This is a genomic window from Streptomyces sp. NPDC008163 (assembly GCF_042956885.1).
Taxonomy (GTDB): domain Bacteria; phylum Actinomycetota; class Actinomycetes; order Streptomycetales; family Streptomycetaceae; genus Streptomyces; species Streptomyces drozdowiczii_A.
Genome location: NZ_JBIBHG010000003.1, coordinates 356,275 through 373,163, shown reverse-complemented (window position 1 = coordinate 373,163; position 16,889 = coordinate 356,275). Strand labels below are relative to the sequence as shown.

The 16,889-nt window shown below is 71.7% G+C and carries 11 protein-coding genes and 1 tRNA gene; 3 read left to right on the top strand and 9 right to left on the bottom strand.

The features are described from left to right. Positions 1 to 7: 7 nt before the first annotated feature. A complete protein-coding gene (locus ACFZAT_RS09620) occupies positions 8 to 1,183 on the top strand; it encodes a TIM barrel protein (RefSeq protein ID WP_391262422.1) in 1,176 nt (391 codons plus the stop codon). A gap of 63 nt (positions 1,184 to 1,246) precedes the next feature. Here ACFZAT_RS09620 and ACFZAT_RS09615 read toward each other — a convergent pair whose 3' ends face one another. Beyond that, positions 1,247 to 2,551, bottom strand: coding sequence for a DUF2254 family protein (locus tag ACFZAT_RS09615; protein WP_391262420.1), 1,305 nt, complete (start codon positions 2,549 to 2,551; stop codon positions 1,247 to 1,249). A 257-nt stretch (positions 2,552 to 2,808) separates the two neighbouring features. Between ACFZAT_RS09615 and ACFZAT_RS09610 the strand changes: the two genes are divergently transcribed. Beyond that, a tRNA-Leu gene (locus tag ACFZAT_RS09610) sits at positions 2,809 to 2,893 on the top strand. A gap of 110 nt (positions 2,894 to 3,003) precedes the next feature. Continuing rightward, complete coding sequence (locus tag ACFZAT_RS09605; protein WP_391262777.1) at positions 3,004 to 3,825, top strand: TrmH family RNA methyltransferase; 822 nt, start codon at positions 3,004 to 3,006, stop codon at positions 3,823 to 3,825. Positions 3,826 to 3,998: 173 nt separating this feature from the next. Here the strand turns inward: ACFZAT_RS09605 and ACFZAT_RS09600 are convergent, their stop codons facing one another. The 8 genes from ACFZAT_RS09600 to ACFZAT_RS09565 all read right to left on the bottom strand — a co-directional run bounded on the left by ACFZAT_RS09600 (position 3,999) and on the right by ACFZAT_RS09565 (position 16,883). Then, positions 3,999 to 7,184, bottom strand: coding sequence for a type I restriction endonuclease (locus ACFZAT_RS09600; RefSeq protein WP_391262419.1), 3,186 nt, complete (start codon positions 7,182 to 7,184; stop codon positions 3,999 to 4,001). Next, positions 7,181 to 8,419 (bottom strand): restriction endonuclease subunit S, encoded by a 1,239-nt coding sequence (locus ACFZAT_RS09595; RefSeq protein ID WP_391262418.1) that lies wholly within the window; start codon positions 8,417 to 8,419, stop codon positions 7,181 to 7,183. The genes ACFZAT_RS09600 and ACFZAT_RS09595 overlap by 4 nt, the downstream gene beginning before the upstream one ends. Then, positions 8,416 to 10,533 (bottom strand): N-6 DNA methylase, encoded by a 2,118-nt coding sequence (locus ACFZAT_RS09590; protein ID WP_391262416.1) that lies wholly within the window; start codon positions 10,531 to 10,533, stop codon positions 8,416 to 8,418. Before ACFZAT_RS09590 ends, ACFZAT_RS09595 begins: the two co-directional genes overlap by 4 nt. An 85-nt stretch (positions 10,534 to 10,618) precedes the next feature. Next, positions 10,619 to 12,781, bottom strand: a complete 2,163-nt coding sequence (locus tag ACFZAT_RS09585; RefSeq protein ID WP_391262413.1) for an N-6 DNA methylase — start codon at positions 12,779 to 12,781, stop codon at positions 10,619 to 10,621. A 159-nt stretch (positions 12,782 to 12,940) separates the two neighbouring features. After that, positions 12,941 to 13,537 (bottom strand): class F sortase, encoded by a 597-nt coding sequence (locus tag ACFZAT_RS09580; protein WP_391262412.1) that lies wholly within the window; start codon positions 13,535 to 13,537, stop codon positions 12,941 to 12,943. A 91-nt stretch (positions 13,538 to 13,628) separates the two neighbouring features. Continuing rightward, positions 13,629 to 14,009: a sortase-dependent protein gene (locus tag ACFZAT_RS09575; RefSeq protein WP_391262410.1), complete on the bottom strand. Its 381-nt coding sequence runs from the start codon at positions 14,007 to 14,009 to the stop codon at positions 13,629 to 13,631. Positions 14,010 to 14,113: 104 nt separating this feature from the next. After that, positions 14,114 to 16,153, bottom strand: a complete 2,040-nt coding sequence (locus tag ACFZAT_RS09570) for an ATP-binding protein (RefSeq protein ID WP_391262775.1) — start codon at positions 16,151 to 16,153, stop codon at positions 14,114 to 14,116. Position 16,154: 1 nt separating this feature from the next. Further along, positions 16,155 to 16,883 (bottom strand): response regulator, encoded by a 729-nt coding sequence (locus ACFZAT_RS09565; RefSeq protein WP_391262408.1) that lies wholly within the window; start codon positions 16,881 to 16,883, stop codon positions 16,155 to 16,157. Positions 16,884 to 16,889 lie beyond the last annotated feature (6 nt).

The following is a 16,889-nucleotide window of genomic DNA, read 5'->3' as shown; positions in this document are numbered from 1 at the left end:
ACCCACCATGACCGCGTACAACGACGCACCCGCGACGGACGACGGCCTGCGCCGCAGCCTCGGCGTCAGCCGCCGGCGCTTCCTCAGCACCTGCACGGCCGCCGCGGCGACGGCGATCGCCGCGCCCGTCTTCGGCGCCTCGCCCGCCTTCGCCCACCCCGGGCACGGGCACGGCCATGAGCACGGGCACGGCCATGAGCACGGGCACGGGCAGGCTCTCGTCCCGGCGGACAAGCGGGGCATCATCCTGTACACCGTGCGCGACGCCACGGGCCGGGACCCGCTCAGCACCGATCTCCCCTCCGGCTTCCGCGAGGTCTTCAAGCAGCTGGCCCGCTTCGGATACCGGCAGGTCGAGTTCGCCGGATACGGCCAGCACGCCAACGCTCCCGGCGGCAGCAACCTCGAAACGGTGGCGGGCGCGAAGCTCCTGCGCTCCTGGCTGGACGAATACGGCCTGCGCGCTCAGGGCAACCACGGATTCATCCCGTCGTCCTGGCCGCTGAGCCAGAGCGACCTGGACGAGTTCAAGCGGCACCTCGACATAGCCAACATTCTCGGCATGGAGCACATGGGCACCGGCGGCGACCCCACGGGCAGCGCCTACCGGGCCGACTGGGACGTGGCCGCCGACAAGTGGAACGCGCTGGGGGAGATCGCTCGCCGTGCGGGCATCAAGCTGTACACGCACAACCACGACGCGGCCTACGGCTTCCTGCTCGACGGCGGCCCGCTGGACGCGCAGGGGCGGCCCACCCGCAGCTCCGGCGTCCGCAAGCTCGAATACTTCCTGAAGGTCACCGACCCGAAGACCGTCTGGCTGGAGATGGACATCTTCTGGGCGCACGTGGCCCAGTACAAGTTCCACACCTACACCGCCCTCGACGGGTCGCAGCGGGAGAACGTCTTCGACCCGGCGGCCCTGGTCCGCCGCAACAACAAGCGCTACCCGCTGTTCCACGCCAAGGACGGCGTCGTCAACACCGGCAGTGGCGACGGCTACGACATGGTTCCGTTCGGCACCGGCGTCATCGACTACCGGACGTTCTTCAGCCGCGTCGGCGAGGCGCACTACCGCAACCCCATGGTCGAGCAGGACAACGCACCGAGCTCGACCGACCCCGCGCAGTCCCTGAACCACGCACGGATCGGCTACGAGGGCATCGCGGCGCTGCGCAAGTAGCACCCCCGTTCCTCTCCCGCCGGGCCTCTTGGCACGTGTGCGCAGAGGCCCGGCGCGGCCGTGTCAGCCGATGCCCTGCCGGTCGGGCAGCAGCGAGAACTCCCGCTCGTCCAGGTCCGGCACCGCGTGCTCCACCGCCTGTACGAGGAGCGTGCGGTGCCGGACGAGCGGCCCCCGCCGGTCGGGGCCGGCCGGCGGCAGCAGATCCTCGATCCCGGCGAGCAGCCGCCGCGAGACCTGAGGAACACCCGCCGCACACCGGCGCACCTCCTCGAAGCCCAGGTCCACCAGGTCCTCCCACGACGGCACCTCCTGTACGAGCCGGACCGCGCCGGAACGGTCCCGGTGGTGCACCGTGCCCAGCGGCAGCCGCACCGCCGCCGCCAGGAACTGCACGATCCGGTCCAGGCACTGCACGGCCGTCGTCGGGTCGTTCGTCGCGGCGGACAGCGCCCGCAGCGCGATGTCCGACAGCTGGCGCAGCCCGAACGCCAGGTCCTGGTGCAGGGTGCGCTCCACGCCCACCGACACCGTGTACCGCAGGGCGTACCGGGCCGGCGCCGTCCCGCCGTGCACGGCGAGCACCGGCGTCCCCGGCACCACGAAGTCCCCGAGCCGGGGGATCAGCCGCAGCACCACACCCTGACGCCGGGCGGCCCGGACCAGCCGGGCGACGTTGACATCGCGCAGCACCCCGGCACGTCCCTCGTACAGGACCTGCCCGGTCTCGGCGGGCAGCGGCTCCTCGCCGGGGCGTCCTGCGGGCATGCGGCCCAGCACCCGGAAGGTGTCCCGGGTGATGTGGTCGAGGACGGGCCCGATCTGCATCAGGCGGAGCGTCGAGCTCACGTACGCGATGAACAGCAGCAGGCTCAGCCCGACGAGCAGGGCGGTCAGCACGCTCTGCACGAACGGCAGCGAGGTGACCCGGCGCGGGTCGGTCTCGCTCTCGTACGAGCTGAGGACCAGCAGCGAGAACACGAAGGTCGCCAGGAACACCGACAGGGTCAGCTTGCTGATCCGGCTCCGTACGAAGATCCGCACCACCCGGGGCGTGAGCTGGCCGCTCGCCATCTGCACCGCGACCAGCGAGATGCTGAAGACCACACCGATGAAGGTCATCATCGCCGAGCTGACCGTGACGACGATCTGCTTGGTGTCCTCGGCGACCTTCACCAGATCCTGGATCTCGTCGTACGCCTGTTCCTCACGCAGGTACGAGACGATCTGCTCGTCCACAGCCGAGGCGGCGAACCAGAGCACGCACGCGACGACGAGCGTCATGGCCGGGGCGAACCAGAAGGTCTCGCGCAGATGCTCGCGCAGCGGCGACAGCGCGCGGGGAGGACGGGAGCCGCGATCACTCATGGTGGCGAACGTAACCCGCCCCGCCCGGCCGCCGGTGGACCCCGCCGCCGACCCTCCGGCGGCACGGTCCGTGCGTGCGCGGCGACGGTCCGTACGGGGGTGGCGCGGCTCCGGGCCGAAACGCGCCCCGGAGCCCTTCGCACCGCACTGACCAGCGCAATGTCCACTGCCCGGCCACCCGATATGCAGGTGAGAGGCACCCCGAACCCCTGGTATTGTTTTCTTTGTCGCCGCGGGAAACCGGGGCGGATCACCTGGTCCGGGTGGCGGAATGGCAGACGCGCTAGCTTGAGGTGCTAGTGCCCTTTATCGGGCGTGGGGGTTCAAGTCCCCCCTCGGACACTCATCCAGTTCCCACGGTTCATCGCGAACCGTGGGAATTTCTGGTTTCCGGGGCGGCCCCGCGCCGCCGACGGAGGAGTCGATCACCCCTTGGAGGACCCCCGGTGGCTGTGCAGCGGATCACGACCCGCAACGCCCGCTTTCAGCAGTTCCAGACGCTGCTCACCAACCGGACCAAGCGCGGCCGCGCCCGCGAGTTCATCGTCCAGGGCGTCCGGCCCATCACCATGGCCGTCGAGCACGGCTGGACGATCCGCTCCCTCCTGTACGACGCGAGCCGCCCGCTCTCCCGCTGGGCCGAGGAACTGGTGCGCGGGATCTCCACGGAACGCATCGCCATGGCCCCCGGCCTGCTGGCGGAGCTGAGCGAGAAGGCCGAGGGCGCCCCGGAGGTCCTCGCCGTGGTCGAGATGGAACCGGACGACCTGTCCCGCATCCGGGTCGACGAGGACTTCCTCGGCCTCGTCTTCGACCGCCCGACGCAGCCCGGCAACATCGGCAGCATCGTCCGCTCCGCCGACGCCTTCGGCGCACGCGGGCTCATCGTGACCGGGCACGCCGCCGACCCGTACGACCCGAAGGCGGTCCGCGCGACGACCGGCTCCTTCTTCGCCCTCCCCGTCGTCCGCACCCCCTCGCACCGCGAGGTCGGCGACTGGCTGGACACGGAGCGCGACCGGGGCCGCCCCGTCCTCGTCGTCGGCACCGACGAGGACGGCGAGTGCGACGCCTCGGAATTCGACCTGACCCGGCCCGTCCTGCTGCTCATCGGCAACGAGACGGCGGGCCTGAGCACCGCCTGGCGCGACCGCTGCGACCACGTCATCAGCATCCCGATGACGGGCTCGGCCAGCTCCCTCAACGCCTCGAACGCGGCGTCGATCGTCCTGTACGAGGCCCGGCGGCAGCGGCTGGCGAAGGCGCGGGGCTGAACGGCCCCACTACCGGCTCGGCCTCGGCCCCGCCCCCACCGGGAACGCGCCCGGCGCGCCGGACCAGGAGACACACAGCCCGTCCCGCGTCCGCCTCGGCGATTCCCGCTTGAGCCTCTCCACGGAACCGCCTGGCGAACTCCTCGGCCAGTTCACCGGTGGTGAAAACGGACTCAGCCGTCCACACCCTCGTCGCGGCGGATCATCCGCCAGGCCGCCCGGCGGGCGCTGCGGTCCAGGCTGGAGCGGAAGCTCTTGTCGGGACCGAAGTACTGGCGCCCTATGCCGGCCGTATTCTCGATGTGGTCGGCCATGTTGTCGGCGAAGGCGCGGTCGAAGACCTTGCCGAAGTTCGCCTCGTCGTTGACGACGGCCGCGGCCCGGACCTTCGGGTCCTCGGTCGTCTTCCTGAACGGTGCGCGGACGTCGTCCTCGGTGAACTCCGTACCGAACTTCGCGTTGAACGCGTCGATCAGCTCCGACAGCAGCGACTTCTCCGGCTCCGCCGCACCGCCCGTGCCGTCACCGAAGCCGGGCAGCTCGGCTGCGCCTTCGGGCGAAAGCGACACGTCGTACTCGCCGGTCCTCTCCACCCGCAGGTGGCTGAGGTCGATCTCCCCTATGTCGACACCGCCGTCCGCCCGGCGGGGGAGCCGGTTGAGGAGGTAGCGCCCGTAGAGATGCAGCCGCTCCAACTCCGGGTCGCGGTACGGGACGATCTGCGCGAGGAAGCCGTACTTCCGTACGTAGTCGTTGAGGTTCGCCCGGAAGTCCTCGGCCGTCTCGACGTCGTCGTCCTCCTCGCTCTCCAGGAGCGGGGTGAAGCGGGCGACGGCGGGGGAGAGGAGCCGGTAGAGCTCGGCGTGCAGCTTCTCCCACTTCGCCTGCGAGCCGGCTGCCCTTTCCTTCGCCGCGAAGTACGCGGCGGCGAACTCGTCCATCTCGGACTCGGAGATGACCGGCGCCGCCATGACCCGGCTCTGCGCGGTGTAGAGCAGGTTCGGGTCGGAGGGAAGCGTGTTCGCCTCCTCGAAGTACGGGCGGAACGCGTCCTGGATGTCCCCGGCGTCGTTCGCGAAGTCCAGGACCGCGAGGTCGCCCTGTGTCTTGCGGTCGGCGGTGCGGTTGAGGCGGGAGAGCGTCTGGACGGCCGAGATGCCGGTCAGCTTCTTGTTGACGTACATGGTGGTCAACAGGGGCTGATCGAAGCCGGTCTGGTACTTCTCCGCGACAACCAGGATCTTGTACTCCTGCTGCCCCCGCCCGCCCGCGCCGGCTGTCTTGTCATCGGCCCGGGTGTACGCGAACGCCTTCGGCAACGCGCGCTCCGCGATGCCGCCGTTCTCCTTGGACTCGGTGGTCTCTTCCTTGTCGCCGTCGATCTTCAGCGAGCCCGAGAACGCCACCAGCACGCCCAGGTCGGGGTACTTGGTGTGGTAGTCCCGGTCCTGGATGTAGCTCCGGATCGCCCGGGCCGTCTCCACCGCGGACTTGCGCGAGGCCGTGACCACCATGGACTTGGCGCGCCCCCCGAGCCGCCCCCGGGAGTGCGCCACGAAGTGCTCCACGATCACCTGGGCGTGCTGGGAGACGGTGGACTCGTGGGTGAGCGCGAACCGGGCGAGGAGACCGTTGGCCTTGGCGGAGTCGACCTCGCGCTCGTCGGGGTTGCCGTTCACCAGCTTCCAGTACGTGCTGTACGTGACGTAGTTCCGCAGCGGGTCGAGGATGAACCCCTCCTCGATGGCCTGGCGCATCGAGTACGTGTGGAAGGGGCGGTAGACCGCCTTCCCGCCCACGGTGTCCTCCGTGCCGAAGAGTTCGAGCGTCTTCGCCTTCGGAGTGGCGGTGAAGGCGAAGTAGGAGAGGTTCGCGGCCTTCGAGCGCTCCGCGGCCTTCTGCTTCAGCTTCTCGTACACGGTCGAGGTGCTCGCGCCCTTGTCCTCGGAGTCCGCGTCCAGACCGAGGTCACGCAGCGCGGCCTTGACGGCCGTGGAGGCGTCGCCGGACTGCGAGGAGTGGGCCTCGTCGATGACGATCGCGAAGTTCGTGCCCTTGATCTCCGTCGGGTTGCGCTCGATGTAGTCGATGAGCGCGGGGAACGAGTGCAGGGTCACCGTCACGATCTTGCCGGTTTCGCGGGAGAGCGCCCGGGCCAGCTGCTCGCTCTTCGCGCCGTGCTTCTCGTCCACCTTCACGACCAGCCCCGCAGTCTGCGAGAAGCTGCCGACCGTTTCGCGGAGCTGGGCGTCCAGGTTGCGGCGGTCCGTGATGACGACGACCTTGTCGAACACGGGTGAGCCCGGCTTGATCCGGCCGGCCGAGAGCGCGTCGGGGTCGAGCGCGCCGGGGTCCGTGTCGGCGTGCAGGTCGCTCAGCCGGTGGGCGAGCCAGCCGATGGTGTTCGACTTGCCGGAGCCGGCGGACGCCATGACGAGGTAGTTCTGCCCCACGCCGTGGAAGGAGGCGTGCGCGGTCAGCTTCCTGACGACGTCCCACTGGTGGAAGCGCGGGAAGACCGTCGACCTGGTGGTCCCGCCGCCGGGGGTCTTCGTCTTCTGCTGGTGCACGTAGCGCTGGAGCAGGTCCAGCCAGTTCTCCCGTGCCCAGACCTGTTCCCACAGGTAGGAGGTGGCGTACGTGCCGTACGCGGTGGGAGCGGGGTTTCCGGCACCGCCGGGGAGGCCGGCGCCGTTGGAGCCGGTGTTGAAGGGCAGGAAGCCGGTGTTCCTGCCCCGGAGCCGGGTGGCCACGAAGACGAGGTCCGGGTCCACCGCGAAGTTGGCGATGACCCGCCGGGTGAAGATCAACTCGGTGGGGTCGCGGTCGGTGCGGTACTGCTCCTTCGCTTGCTCGACGCCCTGCCGGGTGAGCGGGTTCTTCAGCTCGGCGGTGGCGACGGGGATGCCGTTCAGGAAGAGCGTCAGGTCGAGCTTGTTGCCCCAGTCGGCCTGCTTCGTCGCGTAGACGAGTTCGCGTACGACGGTGAGGCGGTTGGCGCGGTAGCCGTCGAGGACGGAGTCGTCGGCGACCAGGTTCGGCTTGAAACAGGCCACGCGGAGGCGGACGCCCCGGTCCTTGACGCCGTTCCGGAGGACGTTGAGGAGGCCGTCCTCGCCGACGGCCTTGTCGAGGCGCTGGGCGAAGCCGCGCCGGGCGGCGTCGGGGTCCTTGCCGTACACGGCGAGCAGCTCGGCCCACTCGCGGGGCTGGCTCTCGCCGAGGAAGGTGTACAGCTCGTCGGTGTCCAGGCCGAGGTCGGCCTGATAGGCCTCGGGCCGCGCTTCGCGCCACCCACGCTCGGTCATGGCCGCGACGATGGCGTCCCCGAAGGCGGACTCACTGTGTATGGGGCTCATGGCGTCGGCACTCCGTCCGTTGCGTTGCGGCCGCCGGTGGTGGAGACGTCGAACCGGCCGGATACGGCGGCGGTGATGAGGGCCTGGCGGCGTTCGGCCAGCAGGTCCAGCATCCGGCCCGCCGCCCTCCGCAGGGTGCGCGACTTCGTCACCATGCGGTCGAGTGCCGTGAGGGTGGGGCCCTGGCGGTCTCGGCTGATCATGGGGATCAGGAGGTTGCCGTACTTCTCGGCGTTGACGTTCTGGATCGTCGCCTGGATGGTCCCCTCGCTGACTTGCTGCCAGTAGTTCCGGGTCTGACAGAAGTACCAGACGAGACGTGAGTGCATGAGAGAGCTGTCCACCCGGGCCCGGATCAGGTAGCCGGCGTGGGCGGCGGGCCCGAACCGCGCCTCGTAGACGAAGCTCTTTCCGACGGTTGCCCCGCTGCGTACGAACAGGAGGTCTCCGTCGTCCATCATGTACTTCCGGGCCGCCTCCGGCGGAAGCGACGCGAAGGTCGACTCACGGAGGCTGCCGTCCTCGGCGATGTCCGTGGTCCGGATGTAGCGTGGCCAGTCCCGCCGGTCGTGTTCCGCCGACTCGTTCGCCCCGTACGACGGAGGGGCCAGCAGCACGTTCTTCAGCCGGACCCGGTGCGAGGACACCCGGGACAGATGGTGCTCGACAGCCAGGGCCTCCCGTTCCCGCAGCTTCTCCGCGAGGCGGCGCTGAGCGGCGGCCAGGCGGTCGATGTGGGCGGTCTCGGCGTCGAGGAAGTCGGCGATGCGGCGCTGCTCCGGCAACGACGGCAGCCGTACGCGAAGATCGCGCAGGAAGCTGTCCGGGACGCGCTGCTGGCCCGCCACGCCGTACATCTCCGACGCCCCGAGCCTGAGGAACGTGTGCGTGTTCACGGCGTAGAGCAGGAACCGCGGGTCGATGTCCGGGCCGGGGCGTACGACATGCAGCTCGGTCGTCCCCGCACCCACCCCGCCCAGCAGCCCCTGGATGAGGACCGAGCGGCCGGCCTCGAACGTCGGCGTGATCTTGGGGACCAACACGTCGCCGTCCTGGAAGCGGGTGTAGCCGGTCGCGACGGCCGACTTCGTGCGACGCCGGGACAGGTCCAGACGGCTGTCCGGCCACACGGCCTCCATGGGGACGAAGGTCAGCTCGTCGTGGTCCGCCAGGCGGTCGAAGGCGGGCGTGGGCGGATTGATCCGGGCCAGGTGGCGCAGGCGTACATCGCTCATTCCGTCACCTCGCCCAGCAGCGCCTGGATCTCCGCCTCGAGCGCCTTCAACTCCGCGTCGATCTCCGCCAACGGCCGCGGGGGCTCGTACACGTAGAAGTGCCGCGTGAACGGGATCTCGTAGCCCACTTTCGTCTTCGTGTGGTCGATCCACGCGTCCGGTACGTGCGGGTGCACCTCGCGCTTCAGGTACTCCTCGACGTCCTCGCTCAACGGCACGTTCTCGTAGTCCCGCAGTTCGGTGTCCGGCTCCGGCCCGCCGTCCTTGAGCAGCTGCTTCTCGCCCTTCGGATCGCGCACCCCCACCGCGTCCCGCAGGGCCTTCGCGAACGGCGCCCCGGTCGGCCCCGGCACGCCGGCCTCCGCCATCGCGCCCCGCACCGCCACCTGTGCCTCCGACTTGGTCGCCCACTCCGAGCCCAGCAGCGGGCTCAGCGCCTCACCGAGCACCGTCACCTCCGCGGCGGCCAGCTTCCCGAACCGGGCCTCCTCGTCCTCCGTCAGCTTCCGCCGGCCCTTCGCCTTCGCGGCCAGCTCCGGCTCGCGCGGCAGGAAGCGTTCCTCCGCCCACTTCTGCACCGGCTTCGACGCGAGCAGTGCGGCAAGCGTCTCCTCCGTCAGTGCGAAGCGCAGCTTCAACGGCCGTTCCACCGTGATCCGCCGGTAGCCGAACGCCGTGTTGTCGAAGACCTTCACCTGGGCGTGCATCGCGTGCTCCGGGTCGGCCGCCGCGTCCACCGCCTCCCCGTACAGGCGGGTGATGTCGCCGATGTGATTCGGCTTGCCGTTCGTCCCGCCGCCCAGTTCCTTGCGCTTGTCGCCCAGCGACTTCCGCATCCTGACCCACTGGTCGCGCGCGTCCAGCAGCACGACCTTGCCCTTGTGCCGGGCGTCCTTGCGGTTGGTCAGGATCCAGAAGTACGTGGAGATACCGGTGTTGTAGAACAGCTGGTCCGGGAGGGCGACGATCGCCTCCAGCCAGTCGTTCTCCAGGATCCAGCGACGGATCTCCGACTCGCCGGAGCCGGCCGCACCCGTGAAGAGGGGCGAGCCGTTGAAGACGATGGCGATGCGCGAGCCGCCCCCGCCGTTCACGTCCACCGGCTTCATCTTCGAGATCATGTGCTGGAGGAAGAGGAGCGAGCCGTCGTTGATGCGGGGGAGGCCCGCGCCGAAGCGGCCGGAGTCGCCGAGGGTGTGGTGTTCGAGCTCGACGGCCTCCTTGACCTTCTTCCACTCCACGCCGAACGGCGGGTTCGCCAGCAGGTAGTCGAACTTCTCGCGTGCGTGGCCGTCGTCCGAGAAGGAGTTGCCGAAGGCGATGTTCTCCGGGTCCTGCTCCTTGATCATCAGGTCGGACCGGCAGATCGCCCAGGACTCCGGGTTGAGCTCCTGGCCGTACACCTCGACCGTGGCGTCCTCGTTGTACGACTTGATGTGGTCCTCGGCCGCGCTGAGCATGCCGCCCGTACCGCAGGCCGGGTCCATGACCGTGCGGACGACGCCCGGCAGGCTGAGCGCGTCGCCGTCCGGGGCGATCAGCAGGTTGACCATCAGCTTGATGACTTCGCGCGGGGTGAAGTGCTCACCCGCGGTCTCGTTCGACTGTTCGGAGAAGCGGCGGATCAGCTCCTCGAAGATGTAGCCCATGTTGTGGTTGGGCACGGTCTCCGGGCGCAGGTCCAGGTCGGTGAACCTGCCGATGACCTGGTAGAGCAGGTTGGCGCCGTCCAGCTTGCGGATCTGCTGGGCGAACTCGTACTTCTCCATGACCTCGTGGGCGTTCGGGGAGAAGCCGCCGATGTACACCTGGAGGTTCGCTGCCGCGTTGGTCGCGTCGTCTGCGATCTTCTTCAGGGTCAGGTCGCTCGTGTTGTAGAACGAGTGGCCCGACGCCCGGCGCAGGAAGTGGTCCGTGTCGATGTCCTGGCCCTCGAAACGGGCGGCCGTCTCCGCGACCTTCTCCCGCGTCGGCTCCAGTACGCATTCGAGGCGGCGCAGCACAAGGAACGGAAGGATCACCTTCCCGTAGTCCGACTGCTTGTAGTCGCCGCGCAGAAGATCGGCGACGGACCAGGCGTGGTTCGCCAGCTCCGTGTGCTTGCTGCTGTTCAAGTCGTTCCCCGGTTCCCTGTCGTACCCGCTCCGCCGGAGCGGGTACGGGCAAGTGTGGTGGTTGCGTGAAGGGTGTGGTGCGGGTTCAGGACGATTCGGCGTCCGATGTCCCTGCGTCCTCGGGCGACGGCGGTGACGGGATCAGTCCGCCGCCCGTGAGGCCGCCCGCCAGCAGCCGGGCCGTCGCGTCGGCCAGTGCCGTGGCGCGTGCGGCCTCCGAGCGCAGCGTGTGCACGCGGCGGAAGGCTTCGCCGTACCGTCTCTGCTCCTCCCGCGGCAGCAGTGGCACCCGGAGCCGGCCCGGACTGACGTGCACGACGGTGCTGCCCGTCGACGCCGCGGTGATGTTCTCCGCCGATCCCAGGAACCCGGCGAGGAACCACGGATCGAGGCGCGCCGGGTCCGGGCGGAACAGGTGGATCTGGGGGCCGAGCAGCGCCCCCGCGTCCGCCTCGTCCGCCACCCGGGCCATCGCACCGTCGCCCCCCGCGACCGCCCGGACGAGGACGTCACCGGTCGCGACCACCGGTGGCGAGCCCGTCAGGAGGCTGCGCGGCCTGCCGGACGGCGCCGTGCCGCGGGCGATGTCCTGCCCGGTGAGCACGGCCGGGGTGGCGGGCGATGCCTCGCCCGCCGCCTCCCGCGGCTCCGGGGCCGTGCGGAGCAACGTGAGCGCACCGCCTCGGGCCAGGTCGGCCGCGGTGGCCGTGCGCCACTCGCGGGGCTTCGGACCGGCCGCGCCCCAGCCGGTGTAGCGCGCGGCCTCGCCGAGCGACGCGGCCCCGGCGATGAGTCGGCGACGTACATCCTCCGTCTCGCGGGCCAGGTCGGCCGGAGCGATGTCCGTGCGGGAGGCGCGGACATGGCGGGCGGGCGTGAGGTCGACGAGGTCGTCGAGGAGGTCGACCACCGCCACCGCCACCGCCGTTCCCGGCTCGTCCGCGAACACGTCCGGGTTCTGGGCGAAGGCCGACCACAGGCCGACGGCGGCCTCTGTGAGCGACGGCCAGTCCAGGGCGGCTCGGGCCCCGCGCGCACCGGACGCCGGCCCCGCGGATGCCCGATCGCCCGCCGCCTCGGCCGTGTCGACGAAGAGGACCGTCTTCCGCTCCGGGCCCGCCGGTTCGGGGCGTCGCAGCACCCAGATCTGGAGCCCCACGTGGAGGGGTGTCGCCGCGCCCGGAGGCAGCGCGATGACCGCGCGGACCGCTCCGCTGCGGACGAGGTCCATCCGCACACGACGGCCCGAGGCGCGGGAGGCGGTGGCCGGAGGAAGGAGCATCACGGCGTGGCCGCCCGGCACCAGATGGGCCAGCGCGTGCTGGACCCAGGCCAGTTCGGACTCGGCGCGCGGCGGGACACCGTAGGCCCAGCGCGAGTCGTACGCGAGCTCGTCGTGGCCCCAGTCACGGTCACCGTAAGGCGGGTTGCACAGGACGGCGTCGGCGGTGAGGTCCGCGAAGGCATCGGCGCGGAGGCTGTCGCCGACCCGTACCCGGACGTCCGCATCGGGCGCGGCCAGCAGCAGGCTCACCGCGCTGCGCTGAGCCTGCACCGTAACGGCGTCCTGGCCGTACAGCGCACCCGGGCCCGTCTCCCGCCGGGCCGCCGCGGCGAGCAGTGACCCGCTGCCGCACGCCGGGTCGAGGACCCGCTCGCACGGGCCCGGGACGAGCCGGGCCATGAGGTCCGCGAGGGGAGCCGGGGTCCGGTAGGTGCCGCCGACGGCGCTGTCCTCCAGCTCGCGTTCCGCCAGGACCGCCAGTGCCGCCTCGCCGGTCCCGTCGCCCTGCACACAGCGCAGCAGCGCCCGCAGCGCATCGATGTCCTCGCCGGCGAAGCGTGCGGCCTCCGCCCCGGGCAGGAGGTCGGCGACATCGGCCGACGCCCCCTCCGCACGCACGATCAGGCTCGGGTCGGACAGATCGGCGAGTGCGGTGCGCTCCTCGGGAGTGCACTGAGCCGCAGCCAGAACCAGCGGAAGCAGGCTACCGGTCAGGCCCCCGCCCCGCTGGTGGAGGCGCAGCGTGGTGCGCAGTTCCTCCGCCGGGTCGGGTGTCGCCGTGTAGCCACGGGCGCCGAGCCAGGAGCGTACGTCGACGAGGTCGTAGAGAGGGCTGGAGTCCGTGCCCCCCGAGGGGATCGGGAAGTCGTCGTGCCTGCGACGCCAGTTGCTGACCGTGGCGCGCGTGACTCCCGCGATGCGTGAGATCTCGGCTGCGGTCACCTGGGCGGATGACTGGGGCATGGCGGGAGTCCTGAACCTCTGGGGAGTGAACAGCCCACAAGCTACCCCAGCCGTCGAATCAATAATAATGATTGACGATGCTTTCACCGCTCGACTTCTCTGGACTCGCTCACGGGTGAGCGTGCTCGGCAGACGTTCGGCACCCCATGGGTGCGGGGCTCACTTCCGCTTCGCGTACACGATCAGGTTGTCCACCGGGTGTCCGGCCGCGTCGAAGGCGCCGTCGCAGGTGATCAGGCGCAGGGCGCGTTCCGTGGTGCGGCCGTAGACGCGGGCCGTCGGAAAGGCGTGCTTGCTCACCGTTTCCAGGGCGGTGACCTCGAAGCGGGCGTCCTTGCCCCGGGCGTCCCGGACGACGATCTCCGCGCCCTTGGCGATCTTCTTCAGGTCGTGGAAGACGGCCCGGCCGAAGCGGGTGTCGTTGTGGCCGATGAGGACCGCCGCGCCGGGTTCGCCGGGCACGGCACTCCCCGTGTACCAGCCGGTCGTCATGCCCTTGTCGGCCGGCGGGACCTCGACCGAGCGGTCCCGGTTGAGGCCGAGCCGCATGATGTCGCTGTCCACGCCCAGGGAGGGGATGGAGACATGGGCGGGCGGCTCGGCGGTGGCGGTGGCGCTGGGGGCGGCGGCCTCGGGGGCCGCGGACGACGCGGGGGCCTTGGAGGGCTGCGGTGCGGGGTCGCCGGAGCAGCCGGTCAGTGCGGCGAGCGCGGCGAGGGTCAGGGCGGCGGCGAGCGGAAGGCGGGTGCGGGGCATGGGACAGGGCTCCAGGGGTCGTACGTACGGCAGTGGCGCCGCCCGGGTCGGTAGGGCGGCGCCACTGCGGCTCATCGGGTGCGGGGACGGGTCAGCCGTCGCGGCGGGCGGTGCGGCGGCGCACGACGAACGTCCCGGCGCCGCCGAGCAGCAGCGCGGCGGCGGCGGAGCCCGCGAGGGCGGTCGTGCCGCCGCCCGAGGAGCCCGCGGGCTGTTCACCGGCCGCGACGCCGCCGCGCGGTGCCTCGGACGGGACCGCCGAGGGCGGCTCCGTCGCCTCGGCCGACGGCACGGCGGACGGTTCGGCCGACGGTGCCGCGGTCGGCTCGGCGGACTGCTCCGCCGGGGGACGGGTCGGCTCGGCCGACGGCTTGGCCGAGGAGTCGGCGAAGGCCGCGGTGGCCGGTACGCAGACCGCACCGGCCGCGACGGCGGCGAGGAGGGCGGTACGCAGGGTGGCGCGCAGGGGCATGGGCAGGGCTCCGTTCCGGATGGGCCTCAGGGGCGGCCGCGGTGCGGGTGCGCACCGCGGCGCGAGGCGTGCGGACAGGCTCGCGCCAAGTTGTGAGGAAGCTGTCAGATCGTTGTGTTCATCGCATCAGGGTCGTCCGGAGCGCCGGGGGACGCGGTGCCGGCCGGGAAGCGGAGCGTGAACACCGAGCCCTCGCCCGGCGTGCTCACCGCCGTCGCCGAACCACCGTGCGCCTCCGCGAGTTTGCGCACGATCGCCAGCCCCAGCCCGCTGCCGCCCGTCCGCCGCGACCGGGACTTCTCGCCCCGCCAGAACCGGTCGAAGACGCGGGACAGGTCGTCCGCCGGAATGCCGCTGCCCGTGTCGGCGACGTCCACGAGCACCGCGTCCCCGCCCTCGGAGCCGTACGCCCGCAGCGTGACCTTCCCGCCCTCCGGGGTGTGCCGCACCGCGTTCGACACCAGGTTGCCCACCGCCTGCCGCAGCCGGACCGGGTCCGCCTCCAGCGGTGGCAGCGGGCGGCCCGGCGGCCGGACGCCCAGCGCGACGCCCGCCGCGTCGGCCCGCGCCTGGTGCGCGGCGGCGACCTGCCCCAGCAGCACCGCCACGTCCACCGGTTCGGGGTGCAGCCGCAGCGCCCCGGCGTCCGCCTGCGCCAGGTCCTGGAGGTCGTCGATGATGTGCTGGAGCTGGACCGCCTCCGTGTGCAGGAAGGCGATGAACTCCGGGTCCGGGTCGGCCACTCCGTCCTGCGCCGCCTCCAGCCAGCCCCGGATGTTGCTGAGCGGGGTGCGCAGTTCGTGGGCGACGTCGCTGACCATGGCCTTGCGCTGCGCCTCCAGCCGGGCACGGTGCGCGGACATGTCGTTGAACGTGGCGGCGAGGCGCCCGATCTCGTTGTCGGCGGCCACCACCACCGGCGCGGTGTCCTCCCCGTCCCGCATCCGCTGGGCGGCCCCCGTCAGCGCCCGCAGCGGCCGGACGAGACGGGCGCCGACCAGCACCGACGCGCCCACGGTCAGGGCCAGCACCAGGGCCGCCGCGCCCGCGATCCGCGCGGTGTTCGCCGGGGAGAGGTCGAAGCCGGGCACGGTCCCGCCGCCCGGATCGCCGATGAACAGCAGGGCGGGCGAGGCCACGTACGAACTCAGCTGCTCCCGGCGGGCCGTGCCCACACAGGAGGCGACGGCCCGGTCGTTCTCGCTGGTGGCGGCCGCCTGCTCGTCGCCGGGGCCCGGCACCGCGCTGGGCACGGCGCTCGGCTCCGTACGGGGCGCCTCGGTCGGCAGCGCGCTCGGCACGGCGGTCGGCGGCATCGTGGCCATCGGCGCCGCGGGCACCGGCACCGCCTCCGCCGGTACGGGCTCGGCCGCCTGACCCCAGGACAGGCCCAGGCTGAGGTGGACGCCGTCGCGGCCCTGGCGCTCCAGACAGGCGTCGGCCAGCTGGTTGAGCGCCTTCAGCGCCTTCCGCTCGGTGGCCGTCGGAGTGTCCAGCGCGTCCACGGCACACCGCGTGCCCCGGATGCGTTCCGGGTCGTTGCCGCCCACCACCTGGATCAACGGCCGCCCGCTCGCACCGGCCACCACATCCGCGGCGATCCCGAAGTCGCCCAGGCAGGCCACGCCCCGGTCGGCGGTCTTCCGCAGCCGGGTCCGCTCCGCCCCGGGCAGCCGGAACGGGCCCACCGCGCGCGGGTCGACCCGGTCCGTGGTGGTGCCCGTGGCCCCGGCACCCGTCGACAGCGCGGTGTCCACGGACAGCGGGTCGACCACCGCGGACGCCTGGGCCGGGAGCGCCGCCGCGCCCCGGGCCGCCGAGTCGGCCAGCGGGGCGCGGGCCTGGGTCGTCAGCGCGATCCGCCGCCCGGACTGCTCGGCCAGCTCGCGCACCGTGACCCCGACGCCGTCCCAGGTCGGATGAACCGCCGCGTAACCGAGCAGTTGGTGGTAGATCCGGGCGTCGGCGGCCAGATTCTGCCCCTGCTCCTGCCGGATCGCGCCCGAGGTCGTCTGCACGGCGAGCCAGGCGGTCGCCGCCACCGAACAGGCCGCGACCAGGGCGGAGACCGCGAGGAGCCGGGCGAACAGGCTCTTGCGCAACGGTACGGTCCGCCGCGCACCTGTGCCGGGGGAGCGGCGCACGCTACGAAGTCGCCGCACGGGCCGCCGCCTTCGCCGGGTCCGTCAGCTTGTAGCCGACGCCGAAGACGGTGAGCAGCCGCACGGGCCGGCGCGGGGCCGGTTCGATCTTCTTGCGCAGGTTCATCACGTGCACATCGACGGTCCGGTCACTGATGTAGCGGTCGAAGCCGTGCAGTTCGCCCAGGAGCTGCTGCCGGGAGAAGACCCGGTCCGGCTCGGCGGCCAGCGCGGCCAGGATGCGGAACTCGCCCGGGGTGCACTCCACGGCCCGCCCCTCCACCGACACCACGTGCCGGACCGGGTCGACCACCAGCGCCCCCACCCGCAGCACCCCGGCGTCCTCCGGTTCGCCGCCCGCGCCCCGCCGGCTGCGGCGCAGCAGCGTACGCACCCGGGCCATCAGCTCGCGCGGGCTGTACGGCTTCGTCATGTAGTCGTCGGCGCCCAGATCGAGGCCGAGCAGCAGATCGTCCTCCGTGGTGCGGGCGGTGAGCATGAGCACCGGCAGCTCCCGGTGCTCCGCGCGCAGCACGCGGACGACGTCGAGGCCGTCGGCCCGGGGCATCATCACGTCGAGGACCAGCAGATCCGGCTCCCGGTGCCGGACCGCGTCGAGCGCCGCGAGGCCGTCGGGCGCGACGGTCACCCGGTGGCCCTCGCGTTCGAGATAGCGGCGGAGCAGCTCGGCCTGGTTCTCGTCGTCTTCGGCAACGATCACATGTGCGCACACGCGATC